Genomic DNA, 14,816 nt, shown 5'->3' with positions numbered 1-14,816 from the left:
TGGTCGAAGCGGCGACCTCCGTTCGCCCCCATGTTCCCGGAGGGAGTGATCACGCATGACGCAGGGCGAAACCTTCAACACCCCCGATGCCCTCGTGGGACTCACGGCGTACGACCGCACGGGAGAGAAGATCGGCAGCGTTGAGCGGGTCTATCTCGACGACGCCACGGGCCGCGCCGACTGGGTGACGGTGAAGACCGGCCTCTTCGGCATGAAGGAGAGCTTCGTGCCGCTGGCGGGCGCCAGCCGCGCGGAGGACCAGCTGAAGGTGGCGTACACCAAGGAGGCGGTCAAGGACGCGCCCCGCGTCGATGCCGACCAGCACCTCGACCAGGACGAGAAGCAGGAGCTGTACCGCCACTACGGCCTCTCGTCGCCGTCCGCCGCCCCGACGGGCGACACCGGGCGCACCGGCATGCGGGGCGACGCCGCCGCCGGTACGGCCGCCGGAATGGGCGCGGGCATGGGCGGAGGCATGCGGGGCGACGAGCACCGCGGCCGTCACGCCGCCGCCGCGGGTGCGGGTGCGGGTGCCGGGCAGCGTGAGCCCGCCATGCGCTCCGGCGCCGGGATGGACGGCAAGGACGAGATGATCCGCTCCGAGGAGCGGCTGCGTGTCGGCACCGAGGAGCACGAGGTGGGCCAGGCCCACCTGCGCAAGGTCGTCGAGACCGAGGACGTCACCACGTCCGTGCCCGTCTCCCACGAGGAGGTCCGCGTCGTGCGCGAGCCGATCCGCGAGGGCGACGCCAAGCGGGCCACCATCGGCGAGGCCGAGACCGAGGTGACGCTCCACGAGGAGCGGGCCGTGGTCAGCAAGGAGACCGTCCCGGTCGAGCGCGTCCGCCTGGAGACCGAGAAGGTCACCGAGACGGACGAGGTCTCCGGCACGGTCCGCAAGGAGCGGATCGAGTACGACACCCCCGAGTCGCGCGACCGCAAGGGCATGCCGCGCGACGGCAAGTCCGGCCCGGGCCACGGCCCGCGCCACTGACGCCTCCCTCCGGCGGTGGGCGGGCCCGGTCGGAATCCTCCGGCCGGGCCCGCCGGCGTCTGCCGTGGCATTCTTGGACGTATGCCGGAATTGCCCGAGGTCGAAGCGTTGACGGACTTCCTCACCGAGCACCTGGTGGGGCACGAGATCACCCGCGTCCTGCCGGTCGCCGTCAACGTCCTGAAGACGTACGACCCGCCGCCCATGGCGCTCGAACGCCGCACCGTGACCTCCGTGGCCCGGCACGGCAAGTTCCTCGACATCGACACGGGCGGCCTGCACCTCGTCACCCACATGGCGCGCGCGGGCTGGCTGCACTGGCGGGAGCGGCTCCCCGACGGACCGCCCAAGCCCGGCAAGGGCCCGCTGGCGCTGCGCGTCGCGCTGGAGAACGGCGCGGGCTTCGACCTCACGGAGGCCGGCACGAAGAAGGGCCTGGCCGTCTACGTCGTCGCCGACCCCAGCGACGTACCGGGCATCGCGGGCCTCGGCCCCGACCCGCTCGCCGACGACTTCGACGAGGCGGCCTTCGCCGGGCTCCTCGACGGTGAGCGCCGCCAGATCAAGGGCGCCCTGCGCGACCAGAGCCTCATCGCGGGCGTCGGCAACGCCTACAGCGACGAGATCCTGCACGTGGCCCGCATGTCGCCCTTCAAGCAGACGGCGACCCTCAAACCCGACGACATCCACACCCTGTACGAGGCGCTGCGCACCACCCTCAAGGACGCGGTCGAACGCTCGCGGGGCGTCGCGGCAGGCCGCCTCAAGGCGGAGAAGAAGACGGGGCTGCGCGTCCACGGCCGCACCGGCCAGTCCTGTCCCGTCTGCGGCGACACGATCCGCGAGGTCAGCTTCAGCGACAGCTCGCTGCAGTACTGCCCGACGTGCCAGACGGGCGGCAAGCCCTTGGCCGACCGCCGGTTGTCACGGTTGCTGAAGTAGGGCCGACGGTGCGCGCCGCGTCGGCCGGTCACCGGCAGGGCCGGGAACGACCGGGGACCGGGCGCCGCCGTGTCAGCCGGGGACCCGCAGCGCCAGCAACCGGTCGCCGCTCGCGGCCCGTACCTCGAACCTGCGGATCTCGGTGGGCCGGTACGCCGCGCCGCCCTGGACCTCGACGTTCTCGTGGGGCCGTACCGACCAGCTCGCCACCGTCTGTTCGGTGTCGTCCCGGTCCACCGCGACCAGCTCGCAGACCCGGGGACCGCCCGGATCACGGACATCGAGGTCCACCTGGGTGCCCCAGCCGCGCTCATGTGCGGTGAGCGTGGCGGCGACCCCCGTCGCCGGGTCCCGGCCGCGCAGGGTCAGGGGCGCAGGAGCGGCACCGGAACTCCCGGCGAGGAGCGCCGCGCCCTGGCCCGCCGCGCCGAGCAGCAGCGCCGCCGCGACGGCCGCGCCCCAGAGCCGTCGCCGTGTCCGGCGATGCAGCGCGGCCAGGCGGTCGACGGCGCGCTCCACCAGCGTCGGCGCGGGGCGCGCGAACAGCTCCACGCAGCGCGGCGTGGCCCGCGCGTACACGTCCAACACGTCGGCGGCCGGCCCGAGTTCACGCAGGCGCGCCGCGCACGTCACGCACTCGGCGAGATGGTCCTCGAAGCGGAACCGGTCCGCCGCGTCCAGGACCCCCAGCGCGTAGGCGCCGGCGTCGCGATGCCGTTCCAGGGACCTCATGCGTTCCTCCCGCTCTCGCCCACCGGTACGCACCCGGCGCCCGAATCACTCAAGCGACCGCCCGGCGACCGCCCGGTTACACTCCGCCGCATGCTGCGCGTACTGGCCGTCGACGACGAGGAACCCGCCCTCGCCGAACTCCTCTACCTCCTGCGCGCCGACCCGCGCGTGCGCACCGCCGAGGGCGCCACCGACGCCACCGAGGCGCTGCGCCGCATCGGCCGCGCCCTGGAGGAGGGGCCGGGCGGCGACGACGCCGTCGACGTTCTCTTCCTGGACATCCAGATGGCGGGCCTGACGGGGCTCGACGTGGCCCGCCTGCTCGCCGGTTTCGCGCGCCCCCCGCTGGTCGTCTTCGTCACCGCGCACGAGGACTTCGCCGTCCAGGCCTTCGACCTCAAAGCGGTCGACTACCTCCTCAAGCCGGTCCGCCGCGAGCGGCTCGCCGAAGCCGTGCGCCGCGTCGCCGAGCGGGCGGCCAGCGCCCCGCCCCCTGCCACGGTCGCCGACCGCATCCCCGTGGAACTCGGCGGCGTGACGCGTCTCGTCGCCGTCTCCGACATCACGTACGCCGAGGCGCAGGGCGACTACGCGCGCCTGCACACCACGGACGGCGCCAGCCACCTGGTCCGCATCCCGCTGACCACCCTTGAGGAGCGCTGGCAGCCGCTCGGCTTCGTCCGCGTCCACCGCAGCCACCTCGTCTCCCTGCACCGCATCGACGAACTCCGGCTCGACGGCGGCGGCATGACCGTCCTCGTCGGCGCCGCGGAGATCGCCGTGAGCCGCCGCCACGCCAGCCGCGTACGGGAGCTGCTGATGCGCCGGGCCACCGGCTGACCAGCGCACCCCTTCCTTCACCGCCCCGCGCCCGCCTACACTCCGCCCGTGTCCGAACCACGGCGGCAGGTGGTGACCGGCGAGCCGCGCACCGTGCACGGCGCGACCGGTCCGCCCGGCCTGCGCACCCAGGGCGAGATCGACGAACAGACCCCGCTCGGCGCGGCCTACGTGCGCTCGCTGATGCGCAGCCAGCTCCGCGCGGCGACGGCGGCGTTCACGGTCCTCGCGCTCCCGGTGGCGGTCCTGCCCCTGTTCTTCGGCGCCCTGCGCAACACGGCGGTCGAATGGCTCGTCCTCGGGGTCGGTTGCTACCCCTTCCTCACCCTCATCGCCTGGTGGTACGTGCGCCGGGCCGAGCGCAACGAGCGCGACTTCGCCGACCTGGTCCGCGGCCGTGACAGCGGAGCGCCGTGAACGAGGCGTACGCGATCCCCGCGGTGGCCGTCGTCGTCCTCGCCACCGTCCTCATCGGCGGCTTCGGCCTGCGCATCTCCCGCACCACGTCCGACTTCTACGTGGCTTCGCGCACGGTCGGCCCGCGCCTGAACGCGGCGGCGATCAGCGGCGAGTACCTCTCGGCGGCGTCCTTCCTCGGCATCGCCGGCCTGCTCCTGGTGCACGGCCCCGACATGCTCTGGTACCCGGTCGGCTACACGGCGGGCTACCTCGTCCTGCTGGTCTTCGTCGCGGCCCCGCTGCGGCGTTCGGGCGCGTACACGCTGCCGGACTTCGCCGAGGGCCGCCTGGAGTCGCGGCAGGTGCGGCGCGTGGTCGGCGTGTTCGTCGTCGGCGCGGGCTGGCTGTACCTGGTGCCGCAGCTCCAGGGCGCGGGCCTGACCCTGCAGATCCTCACGGGGGCGCCGCGCTGGTTCGGGGGTGCGCTGGTCGCCGCGGTCGTCGTCCTCGCGGTGGCGGCGGGCGGCATGCGCTCCATCACCTTCGTGCAGGCGTTCCAGTACTGGCTGAAGCTGACGGCGCTCCTCGTCCCCGCGTTCTTCCTGCTCCTGGCCTGGCGGGGGAGCGGCGGCCCGCCGGGCGACGCGATCCCGGCCGACCTGCCCTCGGCGGGCGTCGGCGCGGGCCAGCCCCTGGCCACCAGCCGCGCGGACCATCCGCTCTACGCCACGTACGGGCTGATCGTCGCGACGTTCCTCGGCACGATGGGGCTGCCGCACGTCGTGGTCCGCTTCTACACGAGCCCGAACGGCCGCGCGGCCCGCCGCACGACGGTCGTGGTCCTCGCGCTGATAGGCGCGTTCTACCTCCTGCCCCCGCTGTACGGCTGGCTCGGCCGCCTGTACGCGCCCGGTCTCGCCGCCACCCACGATGCGGACGCGACGGTGCTGCTGCTGCCGGGCCTGATGGTGGACGGCGTGGCGGGGGACCTGCTGGGGGCTCTGGTCGCGGGCGGCGCGTTCGCGGCGTTCCTGTCGACGGCGTCCGGCCTGACGATGGCGGTGGCGGGCGTCGTCAGCCAGGACGTGCTGCCGAGACGCGGGGTACGCCACTTCCGCCTGGCGGTGGCGCTGGCTATGGCGGTCCCCTTGGCGGGCGCGCTGCTGGTGGACGGGGTCCCGGTGGCGGACGCGGTGGGCATGGCGTTCGCGGTCTCGGCGTCCTCCTTCTGCCCGCTCCTGATCCTCGGCATCTGGTGGCGCCGCCTGACCCCTCCGGGCGCGCTGGCGGGCCTGTTCCTGGGCGGCGGCTCGGCGTTCGTCGCGGTGACGTCGACGGTGGCCGGGGTGGCGGCGGACGGCTGGCTCCACACCCTCCTGGCCTGGCCGGCCCTCTGGTCGGTCCCGGTCGGCTTCCTGACGATGATCCTGGTGTCCTGGACCACCCCCCACACGATCCCCCCGCACACCACGGCAACCATGACCCGCCTCCACCTCCCGGAAACACTCCGCTCAGGAAGACCAAGGGCGCGCGAAAGCGCCCCGCAGGGGCGCGGGGAACGGCGCGAGCAACCACCCACAACTTGCACCCGCCAAACAACCGAGCCCCCCACGGCGAATGGCGCCCTGAAGGGGCGCGGGGAACGGCGCGAGCAACCACCCACAACTCGCAGCCGCGCAACGATCGAACCCCCCACGACGGAAGGCCACGCCCAGTGACCGGCACCGTCACAGCAACCCTCCTGGCCCTCTGCCCAGCCCTCCTGGCCGCAGGGTTCCTCATCGGCAGACGCACCACCCACCCCGCCGGCCGCAGCGACGTGGGCACCCCGGTGGAACGCGCCACCTTCGAAACCCTGCACACCGCCTCCCTGGCCGCCCCGGCCCTGCGCGCGGGCCTGACGGAGGACACCGCCCGCAAATCCACCCGCAGCCTGCGCACGCTGCTCGGCACGGACGCCCTGGCCCTCACCAACCGCTCGACGGTCCTGGCCTGGGACGGCACCGCCCAGCACCCGCACTCGGCCCACGTCATGCCGCGCATCGCCCCGGTCCTGGCCGGAGGCCGCTCCGTCGCGTTCGGCTGCGGCTGCGACGACCTCGACTGCACCCTGCGCTGGGCGGTCGCGGCCCCGGTCGTGGCGGACGGACGGGTCCTCGGCGCGGTCGTCGCCTACGCGCCCCGCGAGTCCGCCGTGCTGGCGCGGGCCACGGACGAGGTGGCCCGCTGGGTCTCGGTCCAGCTCGAACTCGCCGAACTGGACCGCTCCCGCACCCGCCTGATCGAGGCCGAGATCAAGGCGCTGCGGGCGCAGATATCCCCGCACTTCATCTTCAACTCCCTGGCCGCGATCGCCTCGTTCGTCCGGACGGACCCGGAGCGCGCCCGCGAACTGCTCCTCGAGTTCGCCGACTTCACCCGGTACTCGTTCCGCCGCCACGGCGAGTTCACGACGCTCGCCGACGAGCTGCACTCCATCGACCAGTACCTGGCCCTGGTCCGCGCCCGCTTCGGCGACCGCCTCTCCGTGACGCTGCAGATAGCCCCGGAGGTCCTCCCGGTCACGCTGCCGTTCCTGTGCCTGCAACCGCTGGTGGAGAACGCGGTGAAGCACGGCCTGGAGGGCGCCGTGACGAACAGCCGCATCACGATCGGGGCGAAGGACGCGGGCGCCGAGGCCGAGGTGGTCATCGAGGACGACGGCGTCGGCATGGACCCCGAGGAGCTGCGGGCGGTCCTGCGCGGCGAGGGCGGCGCCTCGCACGGCATCGGCCTGTCGAACGTCGACGAACGCCTGCGGCAGGTGTTCGGCGACGCGTACGGCCTGGTGATCGAGACGGGTATCGGCGCGGGCACGAAGATCACGATCCGCATCCCGAAGTACAGGGCGGGCGTCTACGCACCTTGAGGCTGTGCGGCGGCGTCAGAACAGATGGATGGCCAAGTGGCCGAGGGGAAGCCCCAGTTGCCACGCCGGAGTCCACACCTTGGGCCCGTCCTCCTCGTCCGGCACCGGCACGGCGTCCAGATCCGGCGCGAGCAGCTCCGTCTCCTCCAGCCACCGCCACGCGGCGGCGGCCAGCTCCAGATCCACGGAAGGGGACCCCGCCGCGCACTCCCGTTCCCGCTCCGCGAAGCGCTCCCTTACCCACTCCTGCCACGGCTGGTCGTACGCCGTCAGCGACGACCACGTCTCCAGCTGCGACACCACCCGGATCCCGGACAGTTCGTCGTCCGAGTCGGACAGGAAGATCGTCAGGGCGAGCGCGTCGCGCCCGGCCCGGAACTCGAAGGACGTGGGGGGCATCAGATCCCCGGTACGCAACAGTTCGTCCGCGATGTACTCGGCGTACAACCACGCCATGGGAACGACGAGTTCCCCGCCGTCGGCGCCCGAGGCACCGCCCTGGCTCTCGTGCAACATCCCTTCCTGCCTTCCTCCGGTCCGTGCGCTTCGCCGGCCCCCGGGCCCCACCCGTGCAACTCGTCCAACTCGCCGGGGAGGACAGCGGATTACTCAACCGAGGAAACACCGCGCCGGGCAAGGCGCTTTACCGATACTTGACCCGACCCACAGTTTCACCGCAGGTCAGGCGCGTACCCCGGAAGCACCCTGCGCAGCGCGCGCAACGCGTAGTACGCGCGGGACTTCACGGTACCCGGGGGGATGCCGAGCGCTCCTGCGGCCTCCGCGACACTGGCGCCCCTGAAGTAGACCTCCAGGAGCACGGCGCGGTGCTCGGGGCTGAGCGTCGCGACCGCCTCGCGCACGTCGAGCGCGGCGGCGGACCGCTCGGCGTGGTCGGCGCAGACCCGCGCGCTGTCGAGGACGGCGTCGCCCACCTCGGCGGGCCGGGCGAGCCGGGCCCTGCGGGCGTCGATGGCGAGCCGCCGCCCGACCGTGAAGAGCCAGGGCCGTACCGACTCGTACCGGGAGTCGAGCGCCTCCGGGTGCTGCCAGGCCCGTACGTACGTCTCCTGGACCAGGTCCTCCGCGCGCTGGCGGTCCCCGTCGCACAGCCGCAGCAGGAACGAGAACAGCGGCCCGCCGTGCTCCCGCTGGACCTGTGCGAGGTCCTCCTCAGGGGTCGTGGATGTCGTGAACGCCGTCGTCATGCGCGTATGCCAGCGCAGGGCGCCGGTCCCGCCCAGGGGGCAGGCGCGGCTCTGCGGCAGGCGGTCGATGCCGTCGGCGAACGGTGCGGTGAGCGGGCCGGGTGGCGCAGCGCGGCGCCACCCGTTCAGGGAACTGCCTGGTACGGAGGCTTACACCCTGTTTGCCCGCGTATATCCATACGTGCATACATGCCTCTGCGCAAGGAGACCGCCCGATGCCACCGATGACGCCGATGCCACGGAGTACGCGCGGGGCGGTCGGCGCCTGCCTCGCCGCGCTGCTCGCCCTCGGCACCGCCTGTGCCGCCCCGCCACCCGCACCGCCGCTCCGCACCCCGGGCGCGGCCCCCGCGGCGCCGGACGAGGGCCTCACGCTCGTCGCGTCCGGCGACGTCCTCCCGCACAGCTCGATCATCCGGCGGGCCCGCGCCGACGCGGGCGGCCGCGGCTACGACTTCCGCCCGATGCTCGCGGGAGCCCGGTCGGTCGTCGCCCCGGCCGATCTGGCGATCTGCCACATGGAGACGGTGTACGGGGCGCACGGCGACTACAGCGGCTACCCGGCGTTCAAGTCCCCGCCGCAGGTCGCCGCGGGTCTGCGCGCCACCGGCTACGACTCCTGCTCCACCGCCTCGAACCACACCCTCGACGCCGGTGCCGCCGGCGTCGCCCGCACCCTGGGCGCCCTCGACCGCGCCGGGATCACGCACGCGGGCTCGGGCCGTACGGCGGCCGAGGGGCGCGGCCCGGCGCGGCTGCGCGCGGACGGCGCCGAGGTCGCCCAGCTCGCGTACACCTACGACACGAACGGCTACGCGCAGCCGCCGGGCCGTCCCTGGACGGTCAACCTGATCGACCGCCGGCGGATCATCGCCGATGCCCGCGCGGCAAGGCGGGCGGGCGCCGACATCGTCGTCGTGTCGCTGCACTGGGGCACCGAGTGGCAGGACGCGCCGAACGAGCAGCAGCTGACCCTCGGCAGGGACCTCACCGCCTCCCGCACGCACGGCCGCCCCGACATCGACCTGATCCTCGGCACCCACGCCCATGTCCCGCAGGCGTACGAGAAGGTCAACGGCATGTGGATCATCTACGGCATGGGCGACCAGATCGCGGGCGAGATGTACAACCCCGACGGCGCCGTGGACGTCCGCGGCAACCTGTCCACGATCGGCCGCTTCACCTTCACCCGCCCCGCCCGGCCGGGCGACCGCTGGCCGGTGACGAAGGCCGAGTTCCTCCCCATGCGGTTCGACCTGCGCACCGACCGCGTCGTGAACCTGAACCACGCCCTGGCCCGGGGAGCGGGCCGTGACGTGCGTGCCCTGCGGGACAGGATCCGCCACGTCGTCCTCAGCCGGGGCGCCGCCGACGACGGCCTGGCGATGGGAAAGTAGCCGCCGAGCCCAGAGGGCGGACCCCGACAGGTCGAGGCGGGTCAGGGCCGGTCCGACGGTTCGGTGGTGCGCGCCAGCTCCGACCTCTTGTACGAGTACCCGAAGTAGATGACCAGGCCGATCAGGAACCACACGGCGAACCGCACCCACGTCTGCCACTGCAGGAACGTGATCAGCCAGATCGAGAAGACGACCCCCACCGCGGGCACGACCGGCATGCCCGGCGTGCGGAACGTGCGCGGCAGCTCCGGCTGGCGGTAGCGCAGGACGATCACCGCGACGCAGACCACGACGAACGCGAGGAGGATGCCGATGTTGGTCAGTTCGGCCGCCTCGCCGATCGGCAGGAACCCGGCGATGAGGGCCGACGCGACGCCGACGATCCACGTCACACGTGTGGGCACGTGCCGCGTCGGGTGTGTCTTCGCGAACCACTTCGGCAGCAGCCCGTCCCGGGACATGGAGAACCACACCCGGGTCACACCCAGCATGAAGGTGAACATGACGGTGAGGATGCCGATGATGGCGCCCACCGCGATCACGTCCGCGAGCCCGCTCAGCCCGGCCGCCTTGAACGCCGTCGAGAACCCGCTCTCCGGGTCGATGTCCTTGTAGTTCTGCATGCCGGTCAGGACCAGGCAGGCGAGCACGTACAGCACCATCGAGATGGCGAGCGAGTACAGGATCGCCTTCGGCATGTGGCGCTGCGCGTCCTTGGACTCCTCCGCCGCCGTCGACATGGCGTCGTAGCCGAAGACGGCGAAGAACACGGTCGCCGCGCCCGTGAACGCGCCGCTCACACCGAACGGGAAGAAAGGTGTGTAGTTGCCGGTGTTGATGTGGAAGACGCCGACCCCGATGACGAGCAGCACCACGAGCACCTTGAGGACGACGACGACCGTCTCGAAGCGGGCCGCGTTGCGGATGCCGAGGGTGAGCAGATAGGCGATGAGGAGGCACAGCACGGCGGCGAACAGGTCGACCTTGTGACCGTCGCCGGTGCCGGGCGCGCCCAGCATCCAGTGCGGCAGGTCCAGGCCCATCTCGCCGAGCAGGAAGCTGAAGTACCCCGAGATGCCGATGGCGACGACCGCGACGATCGCCGTGTACTCCAGGAGCAGGTCCCAGCCGATGAACCAGCCCGCGAGTTCGCCGAGGACCGCGTAGCCGTACGTGTACGCCGACCCGGCCTTCGGGATGAGCCCGGCGAACTCGGCGTAGGAGAGGGCCGCCGCCGCGCTCGCGACGCCCGCGATGAGGAAGGAGATGAGGACGGCAGGGCCCGCCGTGCCGTTGGCGACGGTGCCCGCGAGGGTGAAGATGCCCGCGCCGATGATGCCGCCGACGCCGATCGCGGTGAGCTGCCACAGACCGAGCGAGCGGGTGAGCTGCGAGCCGCCGCCCGCCGCGCCCTCGGTGTCATCGATCTGTTCGATGGGTTTGCGGCGCAGCACGCCCTGTCCCATGCGCGGGCGTGGGGGAACGGCCATGAGCTCACCTCTTCGCGGGGCGTGACGGCTGACGGCCGATCATGATGCACCCGCGGCGGCGGCGACGGAAGACGACGCGCTCTCCCGGCGGTGGCCCGTTACGGCACGACCGTGACGGGCCACCGCCCGGCCTTCACGAGCCGGACCGCGACCGAGCCGACGATGCGGTGACCGGCCTGCTCGGAGGCGCCGACCACGACCGCGTCGGCCTTGAGGTCGTCCGCGGCGGTGACCAGGCCGTTGAACGGGTCGCCGCGGAAGGTGTGGAACTCCCAGCGCACGTCGTATATGTCCTTGACCCGCTCCGTGGCCTCGCGGATCTCCGCGATGAGGCTCTCGGCGATCTCGTCGGTCGTCTCGGCGACGGGGACGCCGAGCGCGGCGCCGCCCGCGAGCACGGGCTGCACATAGACGACGGCGAGCAGCGCACGCTGGCGCCGGGCCAGACCTCCGGCGTACGCGGCGGCGCGGAAGGAGGAGTCGGAGCCGTCGACTCCGACCACGATCACCTTGGGCCCGTCGGAGCCGCGCTCGAACTGGTGTGGCTGCTGATCGGTCACGCGCAGAGGCTAACGGAAACCCCAGGTGGCGGAAGCGGCGGGGATCAGCGTGCGGAGACCAGGCGGGCGAAGACCACGACATTGCCGTCGTACCCGTGCTGCTTCGAGTAGCCGCCACCGCAGGTGATGACCCGCAACTCCGGCGCGCCCGTGGGCCCGTAGACCTTCCGGCCGGGGAAGTGCGCCTTGTCGAAGACCTCGATCCCGTAGACCTCGAAGACGGCGGTCCTGCCGTCCGCGCGCGCCACCTCGACGTGGTTGCCCTTCTTCAGTGAGCCGAGCCCGTAGAAGACGGCGGGCCCCTGGAGGTTGTCGACGTGGCCGACGACGACGGAGGTGCCCTGCTCGCCGGGGGAGACCGCCCCGGTGAACCAGCCCGCCAGGTTCGGGTCCTCGGGCGGCGGCGCGTCCACCCAGCCCTCCGCGTCGAGCCCGACCTGCGTGACCGGCGCGTCCACCTGTATCGCGGGGACCCGGACGCGCTCGGCGGGCGAGAACGGCAGCGGCTCCGCGGCCTTCGACGCGTCCCGCGCCGGGGTGCGCGCGTCGGCGGCGGCGGCCGAGGCGGGCTGCGGCGGACCGGTGTCGGTCTCGCCCGAGCCGTTGCGGATCAGCGCGAGACCGGCGAGCAGCACCAGCGCGAGGACGCCCCACGGCGCGCGCCCCCGGGGCCGCTCCGCCGTCTCGTCGGGAGCTGTGTCGGACATCGGCTCATCCCCTTCCGGGCGTGGCGGCACGGCAGCGCGGTCCGGGGCCGGTGCGCCATCCGGCCCAGCCCCGAAGTGCGGTTTCGCGCGCGCCGTCTGATGGTGCGTCTGACAACTGTTCGCCGTTCCCGCCCCCCGTCCCCGCGGCCGTCGCCCGGGGTCGCTTCCTCGCGGAGGATCCATATGCGTATGCGTTGCACCCGTGCCCTGGCCGTGTCCGCCGCGGCCGCGTTCGCGGTCACCCTGGCGGCTCCCGTCGTCTCTGTCGCGTCCGGCGCGTCCGGCGTGTCCGGCACGTCCGTCGCGGCCGAGCCGCGCGAGCACGTCCGGCACAGCCGTGACAGCGACGACTCCGACGGCGCGCGCCGCCCGGAGGCCACTTCCGCCGACATGGCGATCGGGGGCGCGCTCGTCGCCTCCGGGCTGATCGGCGGCGGCGCGTTCTGCCTGCGTCGCCGCGCGGAGAGCAGACGGTGACGGGCCAAGGGCTACGGTGCCGTGGGCGCCGTCAGCTCTTGTCGTCGCCGGTGCGGCGCCGCGCGAACCAGTAGGCGGTGCCGAACGCGCCGGTGAGCAGGGCCGCGCCGAGCCCGATCTCGCGCAGGTCGAAACCGCCGACGCTGCCGCCTGCGCCCGCGTGGACGCCGTGGTCGGCGGGCTGGTGCGTGGGCTCGTCGGGCCTGCCGCCCGCGATGGTGAGGTCCACGGACCGGTCGGGGCGGCCCTCGCAGGAGAACGTCACCGAGTACATGGCGCCCTGTTTGGCGTCCCAGTCGACGGTGACCGCTTTCGAACCGCTTCCGCCGTCCAGTTTCACGGTGTCGAAGATCCCGGCGGTCACCGTCGTCTTGCCGGGGCAGCCGCTCTGGGTGAGCGTCACCTTGCCGCCCGCGGAGATCGTGGTGGGCGAGGCGCTGACGTCGAACGACCGGTCGTCCCCCGCCGCGGCGGACGGCGCGGCGAGGGTGAGCGCGGTGAGGCCGAGCACGGCGGCGGAAGCGGCGCGTATCGCGTGCATGGGGGTTCCTCCGGGTCCACGAGGGGCGGCCGCGGACCGTTTCCGCTCGCTGGGGACAGCACCTCGTGACCGAAATCCTATGGATTGCCCCAAATGGGCGCGCGTTGTGGCGGGCGAACGGGGGACGCCGCCTTCTGCCGCCGGGGTCAGCCGGCCCCCGGGAAGAGCATCAGGAACGGCTCCGCGGTGGCCGCCGCGCCCCGGCTGTACGGGGCGTCGAAGTCCCAGATCAGGAAGAGCAGGAAGGCGATCAGGGACGAGAAGAGGCCCGCCAGGACGATCTCGCGGCGGGTGCGCCGGATCTGCAGCGCGAAGATCATGCCGATCGTCACCAGGCCGCCGACGATCAGGCCGAACCAGACGACGCCCGGCATCGTGGCCCCGGTCGAGTCCGCGCGGGCGTTGCGCGCGTCGTCGGCCGCCGTCACCTGGTCGAGGAGCGGCTGGTACGCCTGGGCCTGGAAGTCGTTCTCGGGCTCGAAGTCCGTGACGTCGTGGCGCACCTTGTCGAACAGCTTCGTGCCCTCGCCCGTCAGCTCGCCCTTGGTCCGCATCGCGTGCCACTCCGTGGTCACGACATGGCTGACATACGTGTCGACATCCGCCCGGATCCGGTCCCGGACGTCGTCCGGATAGACGCGGACGCGCTCATGGATCTCGTGCAGCGCCTGCGCCTCGTTGCGCACACTGTCCTCGGCCGCACTGCGCGCCTCCCAGGCACCCGCGATGGCCAGGCCGAGGACGATCGCGTAGACCACGCCGATCATCATCGTCATGTACTCGATGACGTCCGGAGTCTCGGAGGGATCGTCGTCCTCACCGATCCTGCGCTGTTGCAGCACCTGGACGACGAGCACGACCGCGCACACGGCGATCATCGCGAGGGCGAGAACAAGCCATTCCGACATCGAATCTCCACACAGGTTCAGCGGGGGCGCAGTGCGGCGACCGCGAGGATCGCGGGCGCGGTGATGAGCAGGGTGACGGTGACGAGGGACGGGCCGCCGCGCGGCGGTGCGCGGTGCACCGTGGGCCGGTGGGCGGGGTAGTGGACTTTCGGTGTCGGTGACGGCTCGGGCGTCGGCGTCGGTGTCGGCTTGGGTGTCGGCTTCGGCGTGGGCCTGGGCGGCTCGGGTCTCGGCGCGGGCGGCGGCGGGGGAGCGGGCTTCGCGGGCGCGGCGCGCGTCGGGGGCGGAGTCGGCGCGGGGACCGGCGGTGGGGGCGGCTCGGGTGCCGGGGGCGCCGGTTTCGGCGGGGGCGGCTTGGGCGCCGGCGGGGCCGGTTTCGGGGGAGGCGGCTTGGGCTTCGGCGGGGTCGGTTTCGGCGGGGGCGGGGTGGGCTTCGGGCTGCAGTCGATGTCGGAGCCCGCGACCGCGACGGCGCCGCCGCTCGCCCCGCCGTCGACCGAGGCCCACGCACAGGCGTCGGCCGGGGCGAGCGCGGCCGCGGCCCCGGCGGGCGCGCCGCACAGCCAGGCGGCGGCCACCACCGCGAGGACTCGGGTGACCAGGGCGGACCTGGCCCGCTGGGTTCGATGCACGACGGAGATGATGAGCGCCCGCGCGGTACGGCACGCCGTCCGCGCGCCGCAATGCCCCGAACGGGGGGAACAGGCGCGTTC

17 protein-coding genes are annotated in these 14,816 nt (G+C 73.2%); 8 read left to right on the top strand and 9 right to left on the bottom strand.

The window, feature by feature from the left end:
- The first annotated feature begins 55 nt into the window (after positions 1-55).
- Both N5I75_RS14315 and N5I75_RS14310 read left to right on the top strand, forming a co-directional pair.
- Positions 56-994, top strand: a complete 939-nt coding sequence (locus N5I75_RS14315; protein ID WP_476677505.1) for a PRC and DUF2382 domain-containing protein — start codon at positions 56-58, stop codon at positions 992-994.
- Between the two features lie 81 nt (positions 995-1,075).
- Positions 1,076-1,936: an Fpg/Nei family DNA glycosylase gene (locus N5I75_RS14310; RefSeq protein ID WP_476677503.1), complete on the top strand. Its 861-nt coding sequence runs from the start codon at positions 1,076-1,078 to the stop codon at positions 1,934-1,936.
- Positions 1,937-2,008: 72 nt separating this feature from the next.
- On the opposite strand, the gene N5I75_RS14305 is transcribed toward N5I75_RS14310, so the two are convergent.
- Positions 2,009-2,668 carry a zf-HC2 domain-containing protein gene (locus N5I75_RS14305; RefSeq protein ID WP_476677501.1) on the bottom strand — a complete coding sequence of 220 codons (660 nt, stop codon included), beginning with the start codon at positions 2,666-2,668 and terminating at the stop codon, positions 2,009-2,011.
- A gap of 90 nt (positions 2,669-2,758) precedes the next feature.
- On the opposite strand from N5I75_RS14305, the gene N5I75_RS14300 reads away from it, so the two are divergent.
- Genes N5I75_RS14300 through N5I75_RS14285 form a run of 4 tightly spaced genes read left to right on the top strand, consistent with a single transcriptional unit; the run spans position 2,759 to position 6,815 of the window.
- Positions 2,759-3,508: a LytR/AlgR family response regulator transcription factor gene (locus N5I75_RS14300; protein ID WP_476677499.1), complete on the top strand. Its 750-nt coding sequence runs from the start codon at positions 2,759-2,761 to the stop codon at positions 3,506-3,508.
- A gap of 48 nt (positions 3,509-3,556) precedes the next feature.
- A complete protein-coding gene (locus N5I75_RS14295) occupies positions 3,557-3,925 on the top strand; it encodes a hypothetical protein (protein ID WP_476677498.1) in 369 nt (122 codons plus the stop codon).
- A complete protein-coding gene (locus N5I75_RS14290) occupies positions 3,922-5,625 on the top strand; it encodes a sodium/solute symporter (protein ID WP_476677496.1) in 1,704 nt (567 codons plus the stop codon). Before N5I75_RS14295 ends, N5I75_RS14290 begins: the two co-directional genes overlap by 4 nt.
- A complete protein-coding gene (locus tag N5I75_RS14285; protein WP_476677494.1) occupies positions 5,622-6,815 on the top strand; it encodes a sensor histidine kinase in 1,194 nt (397 codons plus the stop codon). Before N5I75_RS14290 ends, N5I75_RS14285 begins: the two co-directional genes overlap by 4 nt.
- Positions 6,816-6,830: 15 nt before the next feature.
- On the opposite strand, the gene N5I75_RS14280 is transcribed toward N5I75_RS14285, so the two are convergent.
- On the bottom strand, positions 6,831-7,331 hold the full coding sequence (locus N5I75_RS14280) for a hypothetical protein (protein ID WP_476677492.1): 501 nt from the start codon (positions 7,329-7,331) through the stop codon (positions 6,831-6,833).
- Between the two features lie 155 nt (positions 7,332-7,486).
- Positions 7,487-8,023, bottom strand: coding sequence for a sigma-70 family RNA polymerase sigma factor (locus N5I75_RS14275; RefSeq protein ID WP_476677490.1), 537 nt, complete (start codon positions 8,021-8,023; stop codon positions 7,487-7,489).
- A gap of 215 nt (positions 8,024-8,238) precedes the next feature.
- On the opposite strand from N5I75_RS14275, the gene N5I75_RS14270 reads away from it, so the two are divergent.
- Positions 8,239-9,420, top strand: coding sequence for a CapA family protein (locus N5I75_RS14270; protein WP_476677488.1), 1,182 nt, complete (start codon positions 8,239-8,241; stop codon positions 9,418-9,420).
- Between the two features lie 41 nt (positions 9,421-9,461).
- Here N5I75_RS14270 and N5I75_RS14265 read toward each other — a convergent pair whose 3' ends face one another.
- The 3 genes from N5I75_RS14265 to N5I75_RS14255 all read right to left on the bottom strand — a co-directional run bounded on the left by N5I75_RS14265 (position 9,462) and on the right by N5I75_RS14255 (position 12,177).
- Positions 9,462-10,910, bottom strand: a complete 1,449-nt coding sequence (locus tag N5I75_RS14265; RefSeq protein WP_476677486.1) for an amino acid permease — start codon at positions 10,908-10,910, stop codon at positions 9,462-9,464.
- Positions 10,911-11,008: 98 nt separating this feature from the next.
- Positions 11,009-11,470 (bottom strand): universal stress protein, encoded by a 462-nt coding sequence (locus N5I75_RS14260; protein WP_476677484.1) that lies wholly within the window; start codon positions 11,468-11,470, stop codon positions 11,009-11,011.
- Positions 11,471-11,514: 44 nt separating this feature from the next.
- Positions 11,515-12,177, bottom strand: coding sequence for a class F sortase (locus N5I75_RS14255; protein ID WP_476677482.1), 663 nt, complete (start codon positions 12,175-12,177; stop codon positions 11,515-11,517).
- Between the two features lie 189 nt (positions 12,178-12,366).
- Here N5I75_RS14255 and N5I75_RS14250 point away from each other — a divergent pair, with 189 nt between their 5' ends.
- Complete coding sequence (locus N5I75_RS14250; RefSeq protein ID WP_476677480.1) at positions 12,367-12,654, top strand: hypothetical protein; 288 nt, start codon at positions 12,367-12,369, stop codon at positions 12,652-12,654.
- Between the two features lie 31 nt (positions 12,655-12,685).
- On the opposite strand, the gene N5I75_RS14245 is transcribed toward N5I75_RS14250, so the two are convergent.
- The 3 genes from N5I75_RS14245 to N5I75_RS14235 all read right to left on the bottom strand — a co-directional run bounded on the left by N5I75_RS14245 (position 12,686) and on the right by N5I75_RS14235 (position 14,735).
- Positions 12,686-13,195 carry a hypothetical protein gene (locus N5I75_RS14245; protein WP_476677478.1) on the bottom strand — a complete coding sequence of 170 codons (510 nt, stop codon included), beginning with the start codon at positions 13,193-13,195 and terminating at the stop codon, positions 12,686-12,688.
- Positions 13,196-13,341: 146 nt separating this feature from the next.
- Positions 13,342-14,103: a bestrophin-like domain gene (locus tag N5I75_RS14240; protein ID WP_476677476.1), complete on the bottom strand. Its 762-nt coding sequence runs from the start codon at positions 14,101-14,103 to the stop codon at positions 13,342-13,344.
- Positions 14,104-14,120: 17 nt separating this feature from the next.
- A complete protein-coding gene (locus N5I75_RS14235; protein WP_476677474.1) occupies positions 14,121-14,735 on the bottom strand; it encodes a hypothetical protein in 615 nt (204 codons plus the stop codon).
- Positions 14,736-14,816 lie beyond the last annotated feature (81 nt).

Source organism: Streptomyces sp. R818, from assembly GCF_056172735.1.
This window is presented reverse-complemented; position numbering and strand designations above follow the sequence as displayed.